We start from the raw sequence: 21,727 nt of genomic DNA, 5'->3' as shown, positions 1-21,727 counted from the left end.
TTCCGGCGTCTCGGGTCGGGCCCGGTACTGTCTTCGTGATGGAGTCCGACGCTCTCTTCTCCCTCGGTGCCCCCACCGGGTCGCGTGGCGCGCCCGAGGGTCCCGCCGGTGTAGACGGCTTCACTCCGGTAGCGGACGATTCGCCCCTGCCTGTCCGCATGCGACCCGTGAGCCTGGACGAGCTGATCGGGCAGGACCACCTGCTCGCCCCCGGCGCGCCGCTGCGGCAACTGGTGTCCGGCGGTGCGCCGATGTCGGTCATCCTCTGGGGGCCGCCCGGCATTGGCAAGACGACAATCGCGCACCTGGTGGCCGGCGCGACCGACCGCCGTTTCGTCGCCATGTCGGCGCTGTCCGCCGGCGTCAAGGACGTCCGCGCGGTGATCGAGACGGCCCGTCGTCAGCGCCGTTCCGGCGGGCCGCAGACGGTGCTGTTCATCGACGAGGTGCACCGGTTCAGCAAGACCCAGCAGGATTCGCTGCTCTCCGCCGTCGAGGACCGGACGGTCACGCTCCTCGCGGCGACCACCGAGAACCCGTACTTCTCGGTCATCTCACCTCTGCTCTCGCGGTGCGTGCTGCTCACCCTGCAACCGCTCGACGACGACGCCGTACGCCTCCTGCTGCGCCGTGCGGTCGCCGACGAGCGCGGCCTGGGCGGCGCGCTCACCCTGGCCACGGATGCCGAGGACCACCTCGTCCGGCTCGCCGCCGGTGACGTCCGCAAGGCGTTGACCGCGCTGGAGGCGGCGGCGGCCTCCGCCACGGCCCTCGGCGTCGAGCGCATCGACCTGGCCACCGCCGAGCAGGCGGTCGACGTGGCGGCGGTGCGGTACGACCGCGACGGCGACGCCCACTACGACGTGATCAGCGCCTTCATCAAGAGCATGCGCGGCTCGGACGTCGACGCCGCGGTGCACTGGCTGGCCCGGATGCTGGTCGCCGGGGAGGATGCCCGGTTCATCGCCCGACGACTCGTCATCTTCGCGAGCGAGGACGTGGGCATGGCCGACCCCACCGCGCTGAGCGTGGCCACCGCCGCCGCGCACGCGGTGGAGTACGTCGGCCTGCCCGAGGCGCAGCTCAACTTGGCCCAGGCCGTGATCCACCTGGCCACCGCGCCGAAGTCGAACTCGGCCACCACCGCGATCGGCGCCGCCATCGCCGACGTACGGGCCGGGCGGGGCGGGGCGGTGCCCCGGGGTCTGCGCGACGCGCACTACGCCGGCGCCCGCGGGTTGGGCCACGGCACCGGATACCGCTACCCGCACGACGACCAGCGCGGTGTGGTCACCCAGCAGTACGTCCCCGACGACCTGGTGGGCGTCGACTACTACCAGCCCGGCCCGCACGGGGCGGAACGGTCCGTGGCGACGCGGCTGCCGCTGCTGCGCCGGATCGTACGCGGGCTGCCGGTCCCACCGGCCCGCCCGGAAAGCCCGGCCGCCAGGGCGACCGAGGCCGCTGAACCGCCCGCGACAGCCGCTCCGGCCGCCGGGGGACCGGTAACGCCGCAGCCGGCGACGGCGCTTGCTGGTCGGAACGGCCGGGCGGTCACGGGTGTGGACGGTGCCGCTACGACGCAGGACGGCGGCACGAACGCCGCAGGAGAGGGTCAACAGTGAGATCGCGTGGTGCCGACCGCCCCGACGAGGGCCCGGACGAGCGGCGTGATCCCCGCGCCAAGGGCCGCCGCTGGGGTCGAGGCCGAGCCGAGGCCGAGCCGGAGGAACCGGTAGCCGGCGAGGAGTTCGGCTGGATCGACGACCTGCGTTCGGCTAAGCAGCAACGGGGCGAGCTGGGCCCGGACGGGGTTCCGGTCGAGCCGGTGCCCCCGCGTGCCGGCATGCCGACACCCCCGGACGCGCCCCCCGGCCCGCGCCGGCCGGACAGCGAGGCCGCCGGGGCGCGTCGAGGTGTCGACGGACCCTGGCCCGGCGAGACGCCCCCGCCCGGTCGTCGCCCGGACACCCGCCCGCCCGCCGACCGGGCGCCGGTCGAGCGCCCGCGTGAGCCCGGGCCGGGCGGCGTCTCCGGTCCGCCGTCGCCGCGCGGCAATCAACCGGCTCCCGGTGTCGACCCGCGCGCCGCGGGCCCGCGTACGCCGCCGGCCGTCCGCCCGGGCGGCGGTGACCCGGCCGACCCCGCCGGCCCCCGACCGAGGGGCGGCGCTCCCACCGGCCCCGCGCGAGGGCGTCCGACGGTGGGGCCGTCCGGCCCGCCCCTGGGTCCACCGGCCGTGGGCGCTCCGACCGGCCCCCGTCCCGAGGTCGCGCCCACCGGCCGGGCGGAGGCCGTGCCGCCACTGCGCCGGCCCGACGCCGTGCCGCCGGGCCGTCGACCCGCGCCCGAGCCGGGCGCCGGCGGCCGGCCGCTCAGCGGTGACGGCCCGCCGTCCGGACGACGTACGCCCGAACCGGCGCGGCCCGCCGGTGGCGCTGCCCGCTTCGACGGACCCGTGACCGGTGTCGCTCCGCAGGTCGCCGACGGACTGCGACCCGACCCCGCGATCGCCGACGACCCGCGTACGGCCCGGCGTCGTCCCGGGCCGGTCGACCCGGGCGCGCCGGAGCCACCCCGCCCCGCCGGGGGTGGCCGCCGTCGTGCCGCCGAACCGGACGAGCCGGCGGTTCCCCGCTCGGGCAACGCCCCGCCGCTGCCCGACGCGTCGCCAAGTGGCGCTGCCCCCGCCGGCGGCACGGCCACCGACGGCACCGGTCGTCGTCGGGCGGTCCCCGACGAGCAGGACCGACGCACGGCGACCGGCGGTGAGCCGCAGCCGGAACGCCGGGACCGTCCGGAGCGGCCGGCGGACTGGCTTCGTCAGGCCGGCCGACTGCCGCACACCGACCCGGGACTGCCCGTGGTGAACCGTCGAGGGGGCGGCGGGCAGCCCGCGGAGCGGCCCGTCGGCCGCCGTACCGGCCCACCGTCCGCCGGGGACCTGAACGACCGCTCCGGTGCTCCACTCGCCGTACCCGATCCGGGCGCGGAGCGTGCCACCGGCCGCCGGGCCGCCGGACCGCCCGCCGACCCGGGCGCGGACGCTCCCACCGGTCGCCGGGCCGCCCGCGCCTCGGAAACCACCGGTGAGCACCCGAGCGGTCCCGTGCCGCAGCCGCCCGTCCCGGGGGAGCGCCCGGTCGGCCGTCGGAGTGCTCCGGGTACCGCCCCGGACCCGATCAACCGTCGCCGCCGCCCGTCGGCCGAGCCGGCTGCCGAGGGGCGGCCCGGCCCGGCGGGCGAGCGCGGTGACGACCCGTACGTCGGTCCGCCCGGTGGCGGACGACCCGGGCCCGGTGCACCCGTGCGCGGCGCCCGCTCCGGCCCACCCGGTGGCCGGGCCCGGCTCGCGCCCGGCGACGCGCCGGTCTCCGGCGCCGGCCGCCGGGGGCCCGACGGTCCACCCCGGCCCGGCGTGGCCCGCCCTGACGGACCGGCGCGCGCGGCGGTGCCGCCGGGCGTCGGTCCCGGCAGCCCGCCCGGTCCACGCGTGGACGGCCCGCCCCGGTCCCGCCCCGAGGGTCCGGGCCGCGCGGCGGTGCCGCCGAACGCCGATGGTTCCGCTCGCGCGGCGACGCCCCCGGGCATGGGTCCGGACGCTGCGGCCCGCGCCGCTGTCCCACCCGGCGTCGATCCGCAGGGTGCGGCTCGTGCGGTGGTACGGCCCGGCGTCGGTCCGGACGCGCCACCCCGACCCGGTACGGCCCGGCCCCGCCCGGATGGTCCGGCTCGTGCGGCGGTCCCGCCGGGCGTCGGTCCGGACGCGCCGCCCCGACCGGATGGTCCGGCGCGCGCCGCCGTCCGCCCCCCGGGCGTCGCCCAGCCACCCGGTGGCGACGTCCGGACGGGCGCCGAGCAGACCGGCCCCGGATCACCCGTGACCGCGCGTGCCGCCGCCCCGCGTCCGGCGGACCGCGCCGCGGGCCGGGCGCTGCCGCCGCCCCGCGAGGGCGGCCGTCCCGAGCCCGGCGGTGTCGCCCCGGTGCCGCCGTCCGGTCGTGCCGGCGAACCGGTCGCCCGTGCCGCCGTCGTGCCACCGGGCGCGGCTGGCCCGGTGGACCGGCCACCCTCCGAACCGGTCGACGAGCCGGCGCTGCGCGCGGCCGGCGGGGACGTCGCCGACGACGAGGACGCGGCCCCGGGCGCCCGGTCCGAGCAGCACCGGCAGTCGCGTGAACGACGCAGGCTGCGGGTTGCCGTCCTGGCGCTGGTCAGCATCGTGCTGCTCGGCGCGGTGCCGCTCTTCTTCGGCCTCCGCACCCTCAGCAGGGACCCGGTGTTCGACAACCTGGACCAGCTCAGCGTGCCCGCGTGGGCCGCGACGAAGACGGTCGACGACGTCAGCGGCAGCCGCTGGTGCCTGCTCGACTGCCGGCTGCGCGAGCGCACCGTCACCTCCGAGAAGTCGCCGGAAGAGACGGCGAAGGTCTACGAGGAGGCGCTGCGCGGCGACGGTTGGCGGCCGTGGAAGGTGGGCCGCTGCCCCGAGCAGGAGACCAAGGGCAGTTACACGTGCTGGCGTCAGGACGAGTTGACCCTCGACCTGTGGGTGCGCGCGCCGGCCTGCGTACCGCCGCCGGTCGACGGGGAGCCGGCGATCGTGCCGTCCCCCGAGCCGTCGGCCGCTGCGGGGGAGTGCGCCGGCTCGTTGGTGTCGGTGAAGGTGCGCAACGCGATCGACGACGAGCGGACCAGGCCGCAGCCCAGCACCGATCCGTCACTGACCGGGGAGGATCCGTTCCCGACCGTCAGCGGGGATCCGCTGGGCGATGTGACACCCTCACCGTCCTGAGCCGCTCTCCATCACGGACGGTAGGGTCTGGGGCTGGCGGACGCGCCGGCCGGCGACGGTGCGGTGGGTTCGGTGGGCACCACGGTTGTGCGTTCCGGGGACGTCGGGTCCGGCGGAAATCTGCTTGAGGAGGACACGCGTGGGCGACATTCTGGCGGTCGCGGCGCTGATCGCGGCGAGCGCGTTCGCGGTGCTGGTGCTCATCCTGACGCTGCCGATCCTTCGGCTGCGGCACACGGTGGACGCCACCACCCGGATGATCAACGACCTCAACGACCGGACGGGACCGCTGCTCGGCGACGTCAACACCACGGTGAAGAACGTCAACGTGGCGCTGGAGCAGGTGCAGACCTCGCTCGACGGTGTGAACCTGCAGTTGGCGAAGGTCGACACGATGACCAGTCACGCCCAGAACGTCACCGCCAACGTCGCCAACCTGGCGACGGTGGTCTCCGCCGCGGCCGCGAACCCGCTGGTCAAGGTGGCCGCTTTCGGCTACAGCGTGCGCCGGGCCGCCGCCAGCCGCCGGCACGCCGAGACCGAGCGCGAGGTGCGCGACACCATCAAGCAGCAGCGGCGGGCCGCCCGGCGCGGCAGCCGTTGACCGACCCGGCCACAGGAGGTAGCGCGACATGAAGCGGTTGTTCTGGCTCGGCATCGGCGTGGCCGTGGGCGTGGTGGTGGTCCGCAGGGCGACCCGGACCGCGCAGGCGTACACCCCGGCCGGCATCGCCAGCTCGTTGTCGGAATCCGCTGGCAGCCTCGTGGAGTCGGTGCGTAGCTTCGTGGAGGACGTGCGGGTCGGGATGGCCGAGCGCGAGCAGGAGATCCACCAGGCGTTCGTCCAGGGCGAGGCGTTCGACGACCAGTTCGCCGAGCTGCGGGAGTCCCCGCGGATCGGCGATAGAGAGATTTTTCCGGAGGAACACCAGCGATGAAGACGGCGGAGATCAAGCGGCGGTACCTCGCGCACTTCGAGGCGAACGGCCATGCCGTGGTGCCGTCCGCTCCGCTGCCCGCCATCAGCGATCCGAACCTGCTGTTCGTCAACGCCGGCATGGTGCAGTTCGTGCCGTACTTCCTGGGCCAGCAGACCCCGCCGTACCAGCGGGCGGTCAGCGTGCAGAAGTGCATCCGTACGCCGGACATCGACGAGGTCGGCAAGACGAGCCGGCACGGCACGTTCTTTCAGATGAACGGCAACTTCTCCTTCGGCGACTACTTCAAGGCCGGGGCGATTCCCCTGGCGTGGGAGTTGTCCACGAAGTCGATCGCCGAGGGTGGTTACGGGCTGGATCCGGAGCGGATCTGGCCGACGATCTACCTCGATGACGACGAGGCGTACGAGATCTGGCGGTCGGTGGGTGTGCCGGCCGAGCGGATCGTGCGTCGCGGCAAGGCGGACAACTTCTGGTCCATGGGCATTCCCGGGCCGTGCGGTCCGTCGTCGGAGCTGTTCTACGACCGGGGCCCGGAGTACGGTGCCGAGGGTGGTCCGGCGGTCGACGAGGACCGGTACATGGAGTACTGGAACCTCGTGTTCATGCAGTTCGAGCGGGGTCCGGGCACCAACAAGGAGGACTACCCGATCCTGGGTGACCTGCCGGCGAAGAACATCGACACCGGTATGGGCCTGGAGCGGATGGCCTCGATCCTGCAGGGCGTCGACAACCTGTACGAGATCGACGAGGTCCGGCCCATCCTGGCCCGGGCGGCCGAGCTGACCGGCAAGCGGTACGGCGCGCACTCCGGGCACGTGGCGAGTGAGTCGCACCCGGACGACGTCCGGCTGCGGGTGGTCGCGGATCACGTGCGGACCGCGCTGATGCTGATCGGCGACGGCGTGACCCCGTCGAACGAGGGCCGTGGGTACGTGCTGCGGCGGATCATGCGTCGGGCGATCCGGTCGATCCGGCTGCTGGGCTGGCAGGACCGGGCGCTGCCCGAGCTGCTGCCCGTCGCGCGGGACTGCATGGCCCCGTCGTACCCGGAGCTGGCGACCGACTTCGACCGCATCGCGCAGTACGCGTACGCGGAGGAGGAGGCGTTCCTGTCGACGCTGCGCGCCGGGACGACGATCCTGGACACGGCGATCGCCGAGACCCGCTCGGCGGGCGGCACGGCGCTGTCCGGGGCGAAGGCGTTCCAGCTGCACGACACGTACGGCTTCCCGATCGACCTGACCCTTGAGATCGCGGCCGAGCAGGGCCTGAAGGTCGACGACGAGGGTTTCCGCCGGCTGATGGCCGACCAGCGGACCCGGGCCAAGGCGGACGCGCAGGCGCGCAAGACCGGGCACACCGACGTGTCGGCGTACCGGTCGGTGCTCGACGAGGGTGGCCCGGTGACGTTCACCGGCTACAGCGAGGTGGCCCGCGAGTCGCGGGTGCGGGCACTGCTGGGCTCGGACGGCCCGCGCGCGGCGGCGACCGAGGGGGAGATGGTCGAGCTGGTGCTCGACACGACCCCGTTCTACGCCGAGGGCGGCGGCCAGCAGCCCGACCACGGCATCATCACCGTCGGGGACGGCCAGGTCGAGGTGCTCGACGTACAGCAGCCGGTGCCGGGCCTGATCGTGCACCGGGCCCGCGTCATCCGGGGTGAGGTTCACCCCGGCGACACCGGCTACGCCGAGATCGACACCACCCGGCGTCGGGCGATCTCCCGGTCGCACACGGCCACCCACCTGGTGCACCAGACCATGCGTAACTTCCTCGGCGAGTCGGCCACCCAGGCGGGTTCGTTGAACGCGCCGGGCCGGCTGCGGTTCGACTTCAACACCCCGACGGGTGTGTCGCCGACCGTCCTGCGCGACGTGGAGCAGCAGGTCAACGAGGTGTTGCTGGCCGACCTGGAGGTGCACGCCTTCATCACGTCGCTGGACGAGGCGCGGCGGATCGGCGCGATGGCGCTCTTCGGCGAGAAGTACGGCGAGGAGGTGCGGGTCGTCGAGGTGGGCGACTACGCCCGGGAGCTGTGCGGCGGAACGCACGTGGCCCGCTCGGCGCAGCTCGGCCTCGTGAAGATCCTCTCCGAGTCGTCGATCGGCTCCGGCGTGCGCCGGGTCGAGGCGCTGGTCGGCATGGACGCCTTCGGCTTCCTGGCCAAGGAGCACCTGCTGGTCTCCCGGCTGGCCGAGCTGTACCGGGTGCCCAACGACCAGGTCGCCGACCGGGTGGAGCAGACGGTCACCCAGCTCCGGGACGCGGAGAAGGAGCTGGAGAAGCTGCGCGCCCAGCTGGTGCTCGGTGGGGCGGGCGCGCTCGCCGCGCAGGCGAAGGACGTGCGCGGGGTGGCGTACGTGGGAACCGAGGCGCCGGAGGGCGCGGCCGGCAACGACGTACGGACCCTCGCCCAGGAGATTCGCGGCAAGATCGACCCGGCGCGGCCGGCGGTGGTCGCCGTGGCGGCCCGGTCGAACGGCAAGGCGTCGTTGGTGGTGGCGGTCAACGCGGCGGCCCGCAGCCGTGGCCTCACCGCGTCCGACCTGGTGAAGGCGGCCTTCTCCGGGCGCGGCGGGGGGAGCCCCGATCTGGCCCAGGGTGGCGGTCTGCCCGCGACCGAGGCGCCGAACCTGCTGCTCACCGTCGAGAAGGCGATCACCGAGGCGTGATGGACGGTCAGTGTCGACCAGGGCGGACCGAATGGTCCGCCCTGGTTCGTCGACAGCACAGGAGTGACCTAGGGTGAGCGGCTTCACACGCGGAGTTCGCCTCGGTGTGGACGTCGGTCAGGTGCGCGTCGGGGTGTCCCGCTCGGATCCGCACGGGGTGTTGGCCACGCCGCTGGTGACCCTCGCCCGCGATCTCACCGCCGCGCCGGAGGCGGTGCCGAGCGACATTGCCCAGCTCGCGGCCTTGGTGGCCGAGCACGAGGCGGTCGAGGTGGTCGTCGGGCTTCCGATCAATCTGGCCGGCAAACATGGCCCGGCCGCGCTCAGCGTCACGGCGTACGCTGACCGACTGATCAATGTGATAGCGCCGGTCCCGGTAACGCTCACCGACGAGAGGATGTCGACCGTGGTCGCTTCTCGTAGGCTTGCCGAGCGTGGCGTTCGTGGCAAGCGTCAACGTGCGGTTGTCGACCAGGCGGCCGCGGTGGAGATCCTGCAGAGCTGGCTGGACGCGCAGCGGAGGCGGACGTAATGATCGACGATCTGGACCTTGGGTTCGACGAGCCGGAGCGGGGTGAGAAGGGTCGGCACCGGCGCGGCTTCCGCAAGCGCAAGGGAGGCTCCGGCGGCGGCCGGGGCAAGACGTTCCTGGCGTTGTTGATGGCCCTGGTCCTGTTGGGCGCCATCGGTGGTGGCGCGTACTACGGGTTCGACCGGATCCAGAACTACTTCGTCACGCCCGACTACGACGGTGCCGGCTCGGGCGAGGTGCTGGTCGACGTCAAGGCCGGTGACAGCGCGACCGATGTCGGTGCCACGTTGTACGAGGCCGGTGTGGTCAAGAGCGTCAAGGCCTTCATCGAGGCGGCGGACGCAAACTCCCGCAGCAAGAACCTCCAGGTGGGTCGTTACAAGGTCAAGAAGGAGATGAAGGCGTCCGAGGCCCTGCTCCTGCTGCTCGATCCGAAGAGCCGGGTGGTGAACGGGGTGACCATCCCGGAGGGGATGATCACCTTGGCGATCTATGACGAGCTGGCCAAGGCGACGAAGATTCCGGTCGCCGACTTCAAGGCCGCCGCGAAGGACCCGGTCAAGCTGGGCGTGCCGGCCTTCTGGTTCAACCGGGGAGACGGCAAGAAGGGGCCGAAGAGCCTGGAGGGCTTCTTGTTCCCGGCGACGTACGAGCTTCCGCCGAAGGCGACTGCCGCGCAGATCCTGTCGCTGATGGTGGACAAGTTCCTCGAGGTGACCGACCAGATCAAGTTCGTCGACACCGTCCAGGACAAGCGGGGCATCTCCCCGTACGAAGCCTTGATCACCGCCTCCATCGCGCAGGCCGAGTCGGTCAACCACGTCGACTTCCCGAAGGTATCCCGAGTGATCTACAACCGGGTGTACACGGACAAGTACCACTGCAAGTGCCTGGAGATCGACAGTGCGATCAACTACTGGTTGCGGTTGCAGGGCAAGGACCCGAAGGACTCCGACGTCCTGAAGGCCAGCGAGCTCAACGATCCGAAGAACCCGTACCGCACCCATGGCGCCAACGGCCTGACCATCACGCCGATCAGCAACCCGGGCGAGGACGCGCTCAAGGGCGCGATGGACCCGCCGGTGGGCAACTGGATCTACTTCATGACCGTCGACAAGAAGGGCACGATGGGCTACGGCTCCAACGATGCCGACTTCCGGGACCTGCAGCGACAGATGTGCCGCAACGGCGTGCTCAGCGGCGAGAACTGTTAGTGCGGGCCGCCGTGGTCGGTGCGCCGATCGCGCACTCCCTCTCTCCGGTGATCCACAACGCCGGGTACGCCGCCGCCGGGCTGACCGGGTGGTCGTACACCCGGATCGAGTGCGGGGCGGCGGAGCTGCCGGATCTGGTCACTGGCCTGGGCCCGGAGTGGGCCGGACTGTCGGTGACCATGCCGGGTAAGGAGGCGGCGCTCGCCGTGGCCGACGCCGCGTCGCCGGTCGCCGTCGCCGTCGGTGCGGCGAACACGTTGGTACGCCGTGCGGACGGCACGTGGTACGCGGACAACACCGACGTCGGTGGCATGGTGGACGTGCTCACCGAGGCCGGGGTGGTGGCCGGCGCGGCGGTGACGGTGCTCGGCGCGGGTGGAACGGCCCGCGCCGCTCTCGCCGCCGCCGCGCGGTTGGCCTGTTCGTCGGTCATCGTGGTGGCCCGTCGGGCCGAGGCGGTGGACGAGTTGCGGCCGGTGGCGGCGGCGCTGGGTGTCGCCCTGACCGCCGGTCGTTGGGCCGACGCGCAACGGCACGTCTCGGCCGCCGACGTGGTCGTGTCCACCGTGCCGAAGGGGGTCGCCGATCCGCTGGCCGGTGGTGCGACCTGGCGGCCTGGCGCGGTGTTCTTCGACGCGCTCTACGACCCGTGGCCGACGCCGATGGCGGCGTGCGCCCGCGCGGCCGGTCTGCGGGTGGTGTCCGGACTGGACCTGCTGCTGGCACAGGCGGTGGGTCAGTTCGAGCAGTTCACCGGCGTGACCGCGCCCTTCACGGCGATGCGGGAAGCTCTGGTGGCGGCCCGCCGCTGACATTCGTGGCGGGCCAATGGCGCAATTGCTGGAATTTCTTCGCACGTGCCGCGACTCGAATTCAGGCAGACTTCGGGCACTATTCAGGTACGGGGAAAATTGATGCCGGCGGCCCTCGAAAATCGATTGAGTCCATCCTAGCGGTCGGTGCGCTGGCGCGCTGCCCCGTATCGGCATCGTGGCGAATTCTCTTCGACGGTGGTCGGCATTCATGGCCGGGTCAGGCGCGCCGCCCCTGCTAGAGGTACGTACGCAACTCCATGGGAATCAGCTGGGAATCGCCTGAAATTGCGGAGACGGTGACCGGTCTGCCCCAACTGCGACGTATAGGCGACATTTTATAGGCGATTAATTGGGTAGCTAAACTGCCGATCACGCAACACAAATTAATGATTGACGCGCGGCAAGTATCTCTCCTACGGTTCGATCACTGTCGTTTTCGGACTTGGAGGTCCGTAGGTGAGTCATGCCTTTTTCCGACGTGGAACACGTACCACTCGACGATTAGCGGTCGCCGCTTCGCTGGCCTTGGTGGCCGGTACGCTGCCGACCCTGACCGGGCCGGCGGTCGCGGCCCCGGTCGCCGCCCCAGCGCCGGCGTCAGGTCCCGACACCAGCTGCGCCGACCAGCAGCCCGACGAGGCCGCCGCGGTGGACGCCGCGCGCCGGTGCGCCAAGCGGGTGGAGAACCTCGCTGCCCGCAGCGAGACACAGGATGTCTTCGTCAACCCCGATGGCACTTCGACCGCCCAGGTCTATTCCGGCCCGATCCGGATGCGGGACGCCGGGGGTCAGCTCGTTCCGATCGACCTCACCATGCGTGCGGAGGCGGATGGTTCGGTCGCACCGGTCGCCCACCCCAACGGTCTCAAGGTCTCCGGCGCGGTGGGCGCGGGTGAGCACGACCTGCTGAGCGTCGGAGTCGGCGCGCACCGGGCCGCGATCGGGTGGACCGGCGCGCTACCGAAGCCGGTGCTGGTCGCCAACCGCGCGACGTACCCGGAGGTTCGGCCGGGTGTCGACCTCGTGGTCGAGGCCAGCCGCACCGGCGTGCGGCAGTACCTGCTGGTCAAGAACCGGGCCGCCGCCGCCCAGGTGGCGTCGGTGCGGCTGCCGGTGCGGGCGAAGGGCCTGGTCACCACCGGCGACGGCGCCGGCGGTCTGCGCTTCGCCGATGACAAGGGCCGCATCGTGGCCACCTCGGCCACCCCCGAGATGTGGGACTCGTCCGTCGACCCGGCCACCGGCGGCCCGAAGCGGGTGGTCAAGATCGCCGCCAAGCAGACGGCGCGGGCCGGCGCGATGGACCTGGCGCTCACCCCCGACCAGGCGTTCCTCGCGGACCCCTCGACGGTCTACCCGGTGATCGTGGATCCGTCGATCAATCCGGTCTCGTCCACCTTCGCGACCTACGTCAAGTCTGACGACACGGTTGGCCGGTCCGGGGCCAACGACATCCAGATCGGTAAGGCGTCGGGGGAGAACCCCGGCGTCGCCCGAGGGTTCGTCCACTGGGGCACGACGGCGCTGCGCGGCAAGCAGATCACCTCGGCGACCGTCTATTTCTGGAACTGGTACTCCACGACCTGCTCCGCCAAGTCCTGGCAGATCTGGTCGACCGGGGCCGCCAGTTCCACCACGCGCTGGGCGAGCCAGCCGGCGTGGAACTACCAGGAGGCGACCTCCACCGCCACCAAGGGCCTGAACAGCACCTGTGACGACGGCTGGGTGAGCATCACCGGCACCAGCTTCTTCCAGCGGGCCGCCACGGCCAACCAGGCCACCGCCTACATGGGGATCCGGGCCACCAGCGAGACCGACCCGGACAGTTGGAAGCAGTTCCGCTCCGACGACGCGGACATCCAGAGCCAGGTCCCGTACGCGGTCGTGAACTACAACAGCTACCCCAACGCGCTGGACCCGACCAGGCTGCAACCGGGTGACGCGAGCGAGACCGAGACGCGGACGCCGACCATGAAGGGTGTCTTCAGCGACCCGGACGGCGGCAGCGGCCGGGTCGACTTCGAGATCTACGACCGCAGCGGGTCGACGCTCGAGGTCTCCGGTTCCGGTGGCAGCGTCACGAACGGCAGCGAGTCGAGCTGGACGGTGCCCTCCGGCGAACTCGTCGCCAACACCACGTACAAGTGGCGGGCTCGCGGCCACGACGGCAGCGTCGCCGGTCCGTGGTCGGGCTGGCGGTTCATGACCACCTCGGACGGCTCGCCCAACGGCGAGCAGGGCCGGTTCTCCTTCCAGGACCAGGACCTGACCGACCGGTTGCAGCTCAAGGTGAACGTCGCCAACGGCAACCTGCTGCTCAGGGATACCGACTTCAACATCCGTGGCACCGGCACCGACCTGGTGCTGGACCGTTACTACAACTCCCGGTCGACGGCCACGTCGACGCTTGGTAGGGGCTGGGTGCTCGGCACCGGGCAGGACGTGAAGCTGACGTTCTCCAAGACCGACCACGCCACCGCCGACATCACGTACCAGGCGCCCACGGGCTTCACCGCACGGTTCGTCAACGACGGCACCAACTCCTGGCGGACCCCGCCGAGTCTGGACGCCAAGTTGACCCGCAACACCAGCACCGGGGAACTGCGGCTGAAGTTCGACAAGAGCGAGGGCAGCTTCTACTTCGCCGACGCGACCGGCCGGCTGCTGCGCACCCAGGACAAGAACAACAACAAGATCACCTTTGGGTACGACGGCTCGGGGAACGTCACCACCGTCACCGACACCCAGAGCCGGGTGGTGACCCTGTCGTACACCTCGGGTCGGTTGACCTCGATGACCGACTCGACCGGACGCCGGGTGAGCTACACCTACAACTCGGACCAGAACCTGAACACGGTGACCGACACCGCCAACGGCGTCACGGTCTACGAATACACCGGCGATCGACTTACGAAGATCATCACGCCCGAGGGTCGGGTCACCAACCTCGGCTACGAGCCCGACACCTCCCGGATGCTCGACTACTTCGAGTTGACCAACCCGGGCGGCACGCCGGCCGAGGCACGGTGGCTGCTCACCTACTCCACTGGCAAGACCGAGGTGACGGACCCGAACGGCTACGCCACCGCCTCGACCACCGATGGCATCACCACCCACACCTACGAGACCCGCGACCGGGTCACCGAGGTGAAGGACGCCCTCGGCCACAAGCGGGCCAAGAAGTACAACGCCAACGACAACATCGAGACCACCACCGACGCACTGACCAACACCACCACCTTCGGGTACGACGCCAACACCAACAACATGACGTCGGTCGGCATCGCCACCGGGGCGAAGTCCACGATGACCTACAACGACACCTCGCACCCGAATTCGGTGAGCGGGTCGACGGATCCCCAGGGCAACACCAACGCCTACTCCTACGACTCTGCGGGCAACAAGACCGGCACCGAGAGCTCGCAGTATCCGGGGCAGAAGATCGACGAGGCGGAGCACAACTCGAACGGCACGGTCAAGTGGCGCGAGGACGGCAAGGACGTCCGCACCAACTACACCTACGACGCCAAGGGCAATCTGACCCTGGTGGACAACCCGGGGCCGCTGGGGGACACCACCATCCTGCCGGACGCGCTGTCGCGCATGCTCGAACACACCGACGGCAAGGGTCAGAAGACCCAGTACGTCTACGACCAACTGGACCGGGTCGACAAGATCACCTTCAAGGGCGCCGTCGTTGTCGACTACACCTACGACAAGGACGGCAACCTCACCCAGTTGGCCGATCCGACCGGTGTCACGACGTTCGGCTACGACAGGTTCGGCCGACCCAGCAGCAAGTCCGTGCCGGGGGCGGCACCGATCGGCTACGAGTACGACCGTAACGGGAACATGACCAAGTACACCGACGGCGGCGGCTCGGTCACCTATGGCTACAACGCCGTGAACCTGGTGACGTCGCTGCTGGAGCCGGGTGCGTCCAGCGCGGTGACCTTCACCTACGACGAGAACAACCGGCGGCGGTTCATGTACCTGCCGACGTCACCACGGATCACCGTGGAGATGAAGTACGACAAGTCCGGCCGGCAGACGTCGATCACGGCGACCAACGACAGCACGTCGGAGAAGCTGTCCTCCTTCACCTACGACTACAGCAAGACGGTCAACGGGGTCACGACCGACACCGCCCAGCGGCAGAAGCTCACCGATCTGTCCGGCACGACGACGTACACCTACGACAAGCTGAACCGTCTGACGGGTGCGTCGGGTGCGCTGTCGCGCAGCTACGACTACGACGAGAACTACAACCGCACCTCGAAGACGGAGAGCGGCACCACCACGTCGTACAGCTACAACGACGCCCACCAGTTGACGTCGGCGGGCTCGACGACGTACTCGTACGACGCCAACGGCAACACCACCGGCTCGTCGTCGGGCTGGTCGTTCTCCTACAACACGGTGAACAACCAGACCACCTCGATCACCAAGCCGGGCGGGACGGCGTTGACCCCGCTGACCTACGGCGGCGCGGACCAGACCGAGCGGCGGGGCGCGGGCTCGACCACGTACGTCAGCTCGGCCCTGGGTGTCGCCTCGGCCACGGCTCCGGCGGGCTCCGGTGGCACGGTGACCGCGAACTCGACGGACCCCGCGCCGGGGACCACCGACCACTACACCCGGGACAACACCGGTTCGCTGATCGGTTTGCGGGCCAACGGGGTGCGGTACTACTACCTCGTCGATGGCCTCGGCTCGGTGGTGGGTCTGGTGAACGGAAGCGCTACGAAGGTCAACTCCTACAGCTACGACCCGTACGGCATCCAGCTGTCGGCGTCGCAGCAGGTGTCGAACCCCTGGCGGTACGCGTCCGGTCAGCTCGACGGCGCGACCGGTCTGACCAAGTTCGGTGCCCGCTACTACGACCCGGGCCTGGGCCGGTTCACCCAGCGCGACCCGTCCGGTAAGGACTTGCCATACTCATACGGTGGCTGCAACCCCACCAACAACACCGATCCCACAGGGCTGTTGTTCACGCCCGAGTTCAACTGCGCCGTGGCCTCTGTGGCATTCGTCATCGCGATCGGAACTCTCACGGCGGCGACTTTCGGCTTCGGGTCCTTTCTTGGGGCAGCAATTGGCTATGGTCTCGGTGCGGTAGGATTCCTGGGAAGTTGCTACGACGGGGATGGCGATTCGGTCCTATAACTTATCCGCCAAGCCTTCGTGAATTGGAGTAGCTCATCATGAGGAACTCGCCGAAGATCTTCCTGTGGAGCCTGTTGGTGGCGATGATCCTCATAGTGGTGGCCGCCTTGGGAAGTGGCTTCAACCGGCCAGTAATGGTCATTGTCGGTGCTGGTGCAGCCCTCATGGCCGTGGTGTCCGCCTACGCCCTGTGGAGCCGGCGGGCCGGCCGCAGCGCTAGATAGCAGGAAGGTTCCCCGCTGCCACTGGCCGCCGATCGGCGGCCAGTGGCAGCGGCACGGTAGGGCCAGTATGAGGTGCGGTTGCCGCTCAGCTCGGTGAGATCCGACCATGGGCGGAATGCCGGAAAAATCGTCTATCAGTGACTCCAGGGGCGGATTTATGGCCAGTAGACCGGTGGTTGTCAAATGGGTGACGCTTATCGTGGCGCTCGGCGTGCTGGGTTTCTTTCTGATCGGCGGCGTAGACCGCCCGGTGGAAGCCGCCGCTGCAGTGCTGGCCGCGACTCTGGCGATATTCGCCGCAGTTGCCCTGTGGATCGAGCGACATCGGAAGGACCCGAACCGCTGAGAGCGCCGCGGCCTGGCTCGGCAAGGAGCTGTAAGGGGCGGCGCTCATCACAATTCAACGTAAGTCGGATCTTGGTAGACGGCTTCGGCGATGCCTTTGCGTTACTCGGCGGGGCTTCGGCTGGCATTGACGTCATGGTCCCTTCCGCCGGAGGCCTCGATGTCCGTCCTGGTGCTTCTCGCCATCGGCGCCCTCAGCGTCCTGGCGCTGGTCGCTGCGCTCGGATACGGCTCACTCGGCTGGTCCTTTGTGGCCGTCATGGCGGTGTTGGCCGCTGTCATGGTCGTGCAGGTCTGGAGGAAGGGCCGCTCCGGTGTGCCGCTGCCGCATGACGGTGGCAGACAGTATCTGCTGCTCGGCGGCTTGGTCACCGCGCTGTGGCTGGTGGGAGTGGTCTTGTACCTCACCTACGACCTGCCGGTGCCACGGTACGCACTGGCGCTGCTCCTCGTCCCGTGCGTGAGTCTTCTGACCGCCGGCCTCCTGCAACGCCGCAGCTGACGTCCCGGTGGGACTCTCAAGTGGAGGGTCCGGGCGCTATCCGCCGAGACTTCAGCCGAGCGAGTGGGATCCTGGTCAACCATAATCAGGAGGACTGGCTGGCTGAGGAACCGCCGGGCCGGGCACTGCGCGATGTTGAGAGGGGCTGGCTCTGACCCGTCATCCGATCAACGATCAGCCAGGGCATCTGAGAGGGTGATCGGGTGGCGGCACCAGGGAACGGCGCTCGACATCCTCAGTCGCGTGTGATGTTGGTGTTCGTGAGTGGCCTGGGCTGCTCGGTCGTCTTCCGGGTATTCACGTCGTCGTGGTCGCCGGCCGACCGGGCCCTCGTGGTGGCCGGCTTCAGCCTGACCGTCCTGGCGTCGCTCGTCGGGCTGGCCGCCTACAAGAGCCTGCAGAAGTGACGTCCGGAGGGCTTCCGACCTGGGCCGATCCGCCGAGGAGGACGCGACGGACAGTTCGATCCGCTCGGATCCTTAGCTGACGGTTAAGACGCGCTTACGGAAAACTGTCCTACCGACGACGTGCCCTGGTCATCGATACGCTGCTCACGGTTATCGCACCAGACACAGGGAGTTCTCCTTGACCAGGCACGGACTACACCGCATCACCCGGTTCCGCAACGGCCCCCGGCGCAAGGCGATCGCCATCGGCGTCGTCGGCGGCTCGGTGGTGGCCGGCATCGTGGCGACCATGATGCCCCTGTTGGCCAGCGACGACCTGTCGATCCGCGCGGTGGCGGACACCACCGCGACCATCGTCTCGCAGGACGGTGACAACTCCACCAAGGGGACCCTGGCGACCTGCCCGGCGCGCTGCGACGGCAACCCGCGCGGCGGCCGGGAGGCGGTCGTCGAGTTCGCGGTGACCACGCTTCCCGCCGCCGCCGTCAACGTCCGGGCGACCCTGCGCATGCACGCCTGGCAGCAGTTCGCCGCCACGGTGACCGCGCACGCCTCGTCGGTGAGCGCCCGCGAGGCGCGACCGGCCCCGGCGAAGGCGGGAACCGTGTTGGACTCGGTGACCGGTGTGGCCAAGGGCGTCAACGAGTGGGACGTCTCCAAGCTGGTCACCGGAAACGGCACCTGGACGGTGTCGCTGGCCCAGACCGGCCTGGAAACCCGCGTCTACTGGGCGTCGGTCGAGAACCGCAACGCCGACCTGCGGCCCAGCCTGGTGATCAGCTACGACCTGGGTAGCGGGCCGACGTCCGCGCCGACCACCCGACCCGCGCCGACGCCGACGGTCGCGCCGACCACCGCTGCGCCGCGGCCCACGCCGACGGTCGCGCCGACCCGTACGCCGACCCCGACGCAGAGCCCCACCCTCCCGTCCGGCAAGTGCGGCCAGGTGTCCGACACGCTGGTGCCCTCCTGTGGCGCCTGGTGGGGGATGTACTCACCCGCCAACGCCGGCACCGGCTGGGACCACGGCAAGGCGATCACCGATGTGGAGGCCCAGGTCGGGCGCAAGTTCGACATCGTGCACCGCTACCACGACTTCTCCAACGAAGGCAGCAACGGCGCGTTCCCGGACGCCTACGAGCAGGACCAGATGCGCCAGGGCCGGCTGATGTTCTTCGCCTGGGAGTCGCGCGACTTCTCCGCCGGTACGACGCTGAAGTGGTCCGACGTCTACAGCGGCCGGCAGGACGCCACCATCGACGCGGTCGCCGGTCGCATCCGGGCCGCCAAGGTGCCGGTGTTCATGGGCTTCGACCACGAGCCGGAGGACGAGCCGGGCAAGGGTAGCGACGCCGACTTCGTCCGCGCCTGGAAGTACGTGTACGAGCGGTTCGCCAAGGCGGGCGCGGACAACGCCGTTTGGGTGTGGACGATGATGGGCTGGTCCGGGCACTACTCGCGGTACGCCGGTCTCTACCCCGGCGACCGGTACGTCGACTGGGTCGCCTACGACCCGTACAACTTCCACGTCTGCAACGGCAGCACCGTGTGGAAGAGCCCGAGCACGACGATCGGCGGCTTCTACGACTGGCTCGACCAGAACGGCATCGGTGCGGGCAAGCCCCGGATGCTCGCCGAGTTCGGCACGAACTTCGACGCCAAGGACCCGGGCGCGAAGCAGCGCTGGTTCCAGGAGTTCCCGGCGGCCCTGAAGGCGCACCCGAAGATCAAGGCCGCCATTTACTTCAATTCGCCGGGCATGACCAGCCGCACGGCGACCTGTGACATGACGATGAACCACGACGCCTCCGCCGTGGCCGGGTTTTCCCAGGCCGGCAAGGACGCGTACCTGCGGCAGCCCACCGGAGGGAGCCGCTGACACGTTAGACGACACCGTGAAAACAGCCGCCGTTCATCGGAGATCTACCAGCTGATCTTCCGGCGTTCTGTCGGCTAGCAGATTCACGCACCGCCCAATCGGCGGATGCGCCTACCAGGCTGGGCGAGGCACGCTACCTCGGGTTCTCATCCATCTTGGAGGCGTAGCGTGCCCACACTCTCGCACTCATGGCGTTTGTCAGGACGACGTCGTACCCGGGCGGGGGTGGTCGCGCTTGCGGTCCTCGCCGCGGTGCTCAGCGCCCCCACGGCCTCCTCGGCGGCGGTGGTGCCGGTCCCCGGGACCGCGACCCTGGTGTCAGCGAATCCGGCCGACCTCACCCCGCACGCCCGCGACGGTGAGACCCGCGCCTTCGCGCAGGTCGGCAACACCGTGTTCGTCGGCGGCAGCTTCACCCAGCTCCGGCAGACCGCCACGTCCGCGTGGGTCACCCAGCGCTACCTTTTCGCGTACGACCGCACCACGGGCGCGATGTCCACCAGCTTCCTGCCGGTGCTCGACGGCGCGGTCAACACGCTGCTGGCGGGGCCCGGTGGCACGCTGATCGTCGGCGGCGCCTTCAAGAACGTCAACGGGGTCTCCCGCAAGAACCTGGTCGCGTTGAACCCGAGCACCGGCGCGATCATCGACAGTTGGGTGGGGCGCTCCGACGGCGGCACCGTCCGGGATGTGGCGCTGTCAGGCAACTGGCTCTACGTGGCCGGCGCTTTCAACTGGCTCAACGGCACCGCGCACGCCGGTCTCGGCCGGCTGAACGCGACCACCGGGGCGATCGACCCGACCTTCTCCATCGATGCCACCGTCGGACGGCACGGGACCACCTCGTACGTCTGGACCATCGACGTCGCCCCGGACGGCAACACCCTGGCCGTCGGCGGCAACTTCACGCTCCTCAACGACCTGCCGCGTAACCAGATCGCGCTCGTCGACGTGTCCGGCACTCCGGCGGTGCTGGACTGGAGCAGCGAGAAGTACGTCGCGCCGTGCGCCGCCCCGACGACCTTCGTGCACTACGTGCAGGACATCAAGTTCGGCGAGGACGGCACCTGGTTCGTGGTCGGCAGCAACGGCGGCGCCGGCTGGCCGAGCGCGTACTGCGACGCGCTGGTCCGGTTCGAGACCGCGGCCCGGGGCACCGGCCAGCTGGGCACCTGGGTCGACTTCACCGGCAACGACACCATCACCTCGGTCGAGGTGGCCGACAACGTCATCTACCTGGGTGGTCACTTCCGCTGGTTGAACAACCCGAACGCCAGCGACAACGCCGGCCCGGGCGCGATCGACCGGCTCGGTATCGGCGCGGTCACCCCGGCCACCGGTCTGCCGGTGAACTGGAACCCGCGCCGCAGCGGCAGCGCCTCGATGCCGTCCGGCACCACCGCCTGGGGTTCGGCGGTGCCGGTGCTCTGGCGCGGCTCGGACGGTCTCTACTTCGGCCACAACTCCGACGGCATGGGCGAGGAGTACCACGGGCGGCTCGGCATGTTCCCACTCGCCGGCGGTCGCACCTTCACGGCGAAGAACCCGCCGAGTGGCAGCAGTGGCAACCTCTACCTGGGCACCGGCGCGGGCGAGGTGTCGAAGGTGCCGTTCGACGGCGTGACGCTGGGTACCCCCACCACCGTCAGCCAGCCGGCCTACACCGCGTCCGGCGCGACCTGGCGGGTGGACGACCGGATCTACTGGTCGCACACGGTGGCGGGTACGCCCACCGGCAGCCGGATCGACGTCTCGCTGTTCAACGGCGGCGCGATCGGCTCGTCGTGGGAGGCGTCCGGCTACAACGACTGGTTCACCCCGGCGAACCTCACCGGCGCCTTCTACCTCGACGGTCGGCTCTACTACACCCGTACCGGCGCCAACAGCCTCTACTACCGCTACTTCGAGATCGACGGCAACTACCTCGGCGCGACCGAGTTCGCGCTGCCGACGAGCGGTGTCACCTGGTCGAGCGTGCGTGGCATGGCCTGGGTGGACGGTCGGATCGTCTACGGTGCCACAGACGGCGGGTTGCGCAGCGTCCCGTTCGACCCGACGGCCGCGCCGACAGCGGTGGTCAACGGCACCGCGACGACGCTCATCGCCGCAGCGACGCCCGAGTTGTCGTGGTCTGTCCCCTCGATGTTCTTCTCCGTACAGTGACGGTCAACCAAACGTAACGGAGGATCGGTAGATTGTTCACGTCGGGTCGGCGGCGGTACCACCGCCGCCGGC

General features: G+C 70.3%; 14 protein-coding genes. All 14 read left to right on the top strand.

What is annotated here, in order from left to right; translation table 11 throughout:
- The first annotated feature begins 38 nt into the window (after positions 1-38).
- The gene (locus tag ACIA3K_RS18340) at positions 39-1,625 is read left to right on the top strand and encodes a replication-associated recombination protein A (protein ID WP_396802367.1); all 1,587 of its coding nucleotides are present in this window, start codon (positions 39-41) and stop codon (positions 1,623-1,625) included.
- Positions 1,626-4,096: 2,471 nt separating this feature from the next.
- Positions 4,097-4,795: a hypothetical protein gene (locus ACIA3K_RS18335; RefSeq protein ID WP_396802525.1), complete on the top strand. Its 699-nt coding sequence runs from the start codon at positions 4,097-4,099 to the stop codon at positions 4,793-4,795.
- Between the two features lie 139 nt (positions 4,796-4,934).
- Positions 4,935-5,399 carry a DUF948 domain-containing protein gene (locus ACIA3K_RS18330; RefSeq protein WP_396802365.1) on the top strand — a complete coding sequence of 155 codons (465 nt, stop codon included), beginning with the start codon at positions 4,935-4,937 and terminating at the stop codon, positions 5,397-5,399.
- Positions 5,400-5,427: 28 nt separating this feature from the next.
- Positions 5,428-5,733, top strand: a complete 306-nt coding sequence (locus ACIA3K_RS18325; protein WP_355053621.1) for a hypothetical protein — start codon at positions 5,428-5,430, stop codon at positions 5,731-5,733.
- Entirely contained in the window at positions 5,730-8,408 is a 2,679-nt protein-coding gene (alaS, locus tag ACIA3K_RS18320) for an alanine--tRNA ligase (RefSeq protein ID WP_396802364.1), read from the top strand. Before ACIA3K_RS18325 ends, alaS begins: the two co-directional genes overlap by 4 nt.
- A gap of 73 nt (positions 8,409-8,481) precedes the next feature.
- Positions 8,482-8,940, top strand: a complete 459-nt coding sequence (ruvX, locus tag ACIA3K_RS18315) for a Holliday junction resolvase RuvX (RefSeq protein ID WP_396802363.1) — start codon at positions 8,482-8,484, stop codon at positions 8,938-8,940.
- Positions 8,940-10,154: an endolytic transglycosylase MltG gene (gene mltG / locus ACIA3K_RS18310; protein WP_396802361.1), complete on the top strand. Its 1,215-nt coding sequence runs from the start codon at positions 8,940-8,942 to the stop codon at positions 10,152-10,154. Before ruvX ends, mltG begins: the two co-directional genes overlap by 1 nt.
- Positions 10,154-10,966, top strand: coding sequence for a shikimate dehydrogenase (locus ACIA3K_RS18305; protein ID WP_396802360.1), 813 nt, complete (start codon positions 10,154-10,156; stop codon positions 10,964-10,966). The genes mltG and ACIA3K_RS18305 overlap by 1 nt, the downstream gene beginning before the upstream one ends.
- Before the next feature lie 531 nt (positions 10,967-11,497).
- Positions 11,498-16,135: an RHS repeat-associated core domain-containing protein gene (locus ACIA3K_RS18300; RefSeq protein WP_396802359.1), complete on the top strand. Its 4,638-nt coding sequence runs from the start codon at positions 11,498-11,500 to the stop codon at positions 16,133-16,135.
- A gap of 330 nt (positions 16,136-16,465) precedes the next feature.
- The gene (locus ACIA3K_RS18295; RefSeq protein WP_396802357.1) at positions 16,466-16,705 is read left to right on the top strand and encodes a hypothetical protein; all 240 of its coding nucleotides are present in this window, start codon (positions 16,466-16,468) and stop codon (positions 16,703-16,705) included.
- Positions 16,706-16,864: 159 nt separating this feature from the next.
- Entirely contained in the window at positions 16,865-17,206 is a 342-nt protein-coding gene (locus tag ACIA3K_RS18290; protein ID WP_396802356.1) for a hypothetical protein, read from the top strand.
- A 248-nt stretch (positions 17,207-17,454) separates the two neighbouring features.
- Positions 17,455-17,613 carry a hypothetical protein gene (locus tag ACIA3K_RS18285; protein WP_396802354.1) on the top strand — a complete coding sequence of 53 codons (159 nt, stop codon included), beginning with the start codon at positions 17,455-17,457 and terminating at the stop codon, positions 17,611-17,613.
- A 178-nt stretch (positions 17,614-17,791) separates the two neighbouring features.
- Positions 17,792-19,492: a glycosyl hydrolase gene (locus ACIA3K_RS18280; protein WP_396802352.1), complete on the top strand. Its 1,701-nt coding sequence runs from the start codon at positions 17,792-17,794 to the stop codon at positions 19,490-19,492.
- Between the two features lie 225 nt (positions 19,493-19,717).
- On the top strand, positions 19,718-21,655 hold the full coding sequence (locus ACIA3K_RS18275; RefSeq protein ID WP_396802351.1) for a hypothetical protein: 1,938 nt from the start codon (positions 19,718-19,720) through the stop codon (positions 21,653-21,655).
- Positions 21,656-21,727: the final 72 nt, after the last annotated feature.

Source organism: Micromonospora sp. NPDC051543, from assembly GCF_044454415.1.
Lineage (GTDB): Bacteria > Actinomycetota > Actinomycetes > Mycobacteriales > Micromonosporaceae > Micromonospora.
The sequence above is the reverse complement of the archived record's forward strand: the minus strand, read 5'-3'. Positions and strand labels throughout refer to the sequence as shown.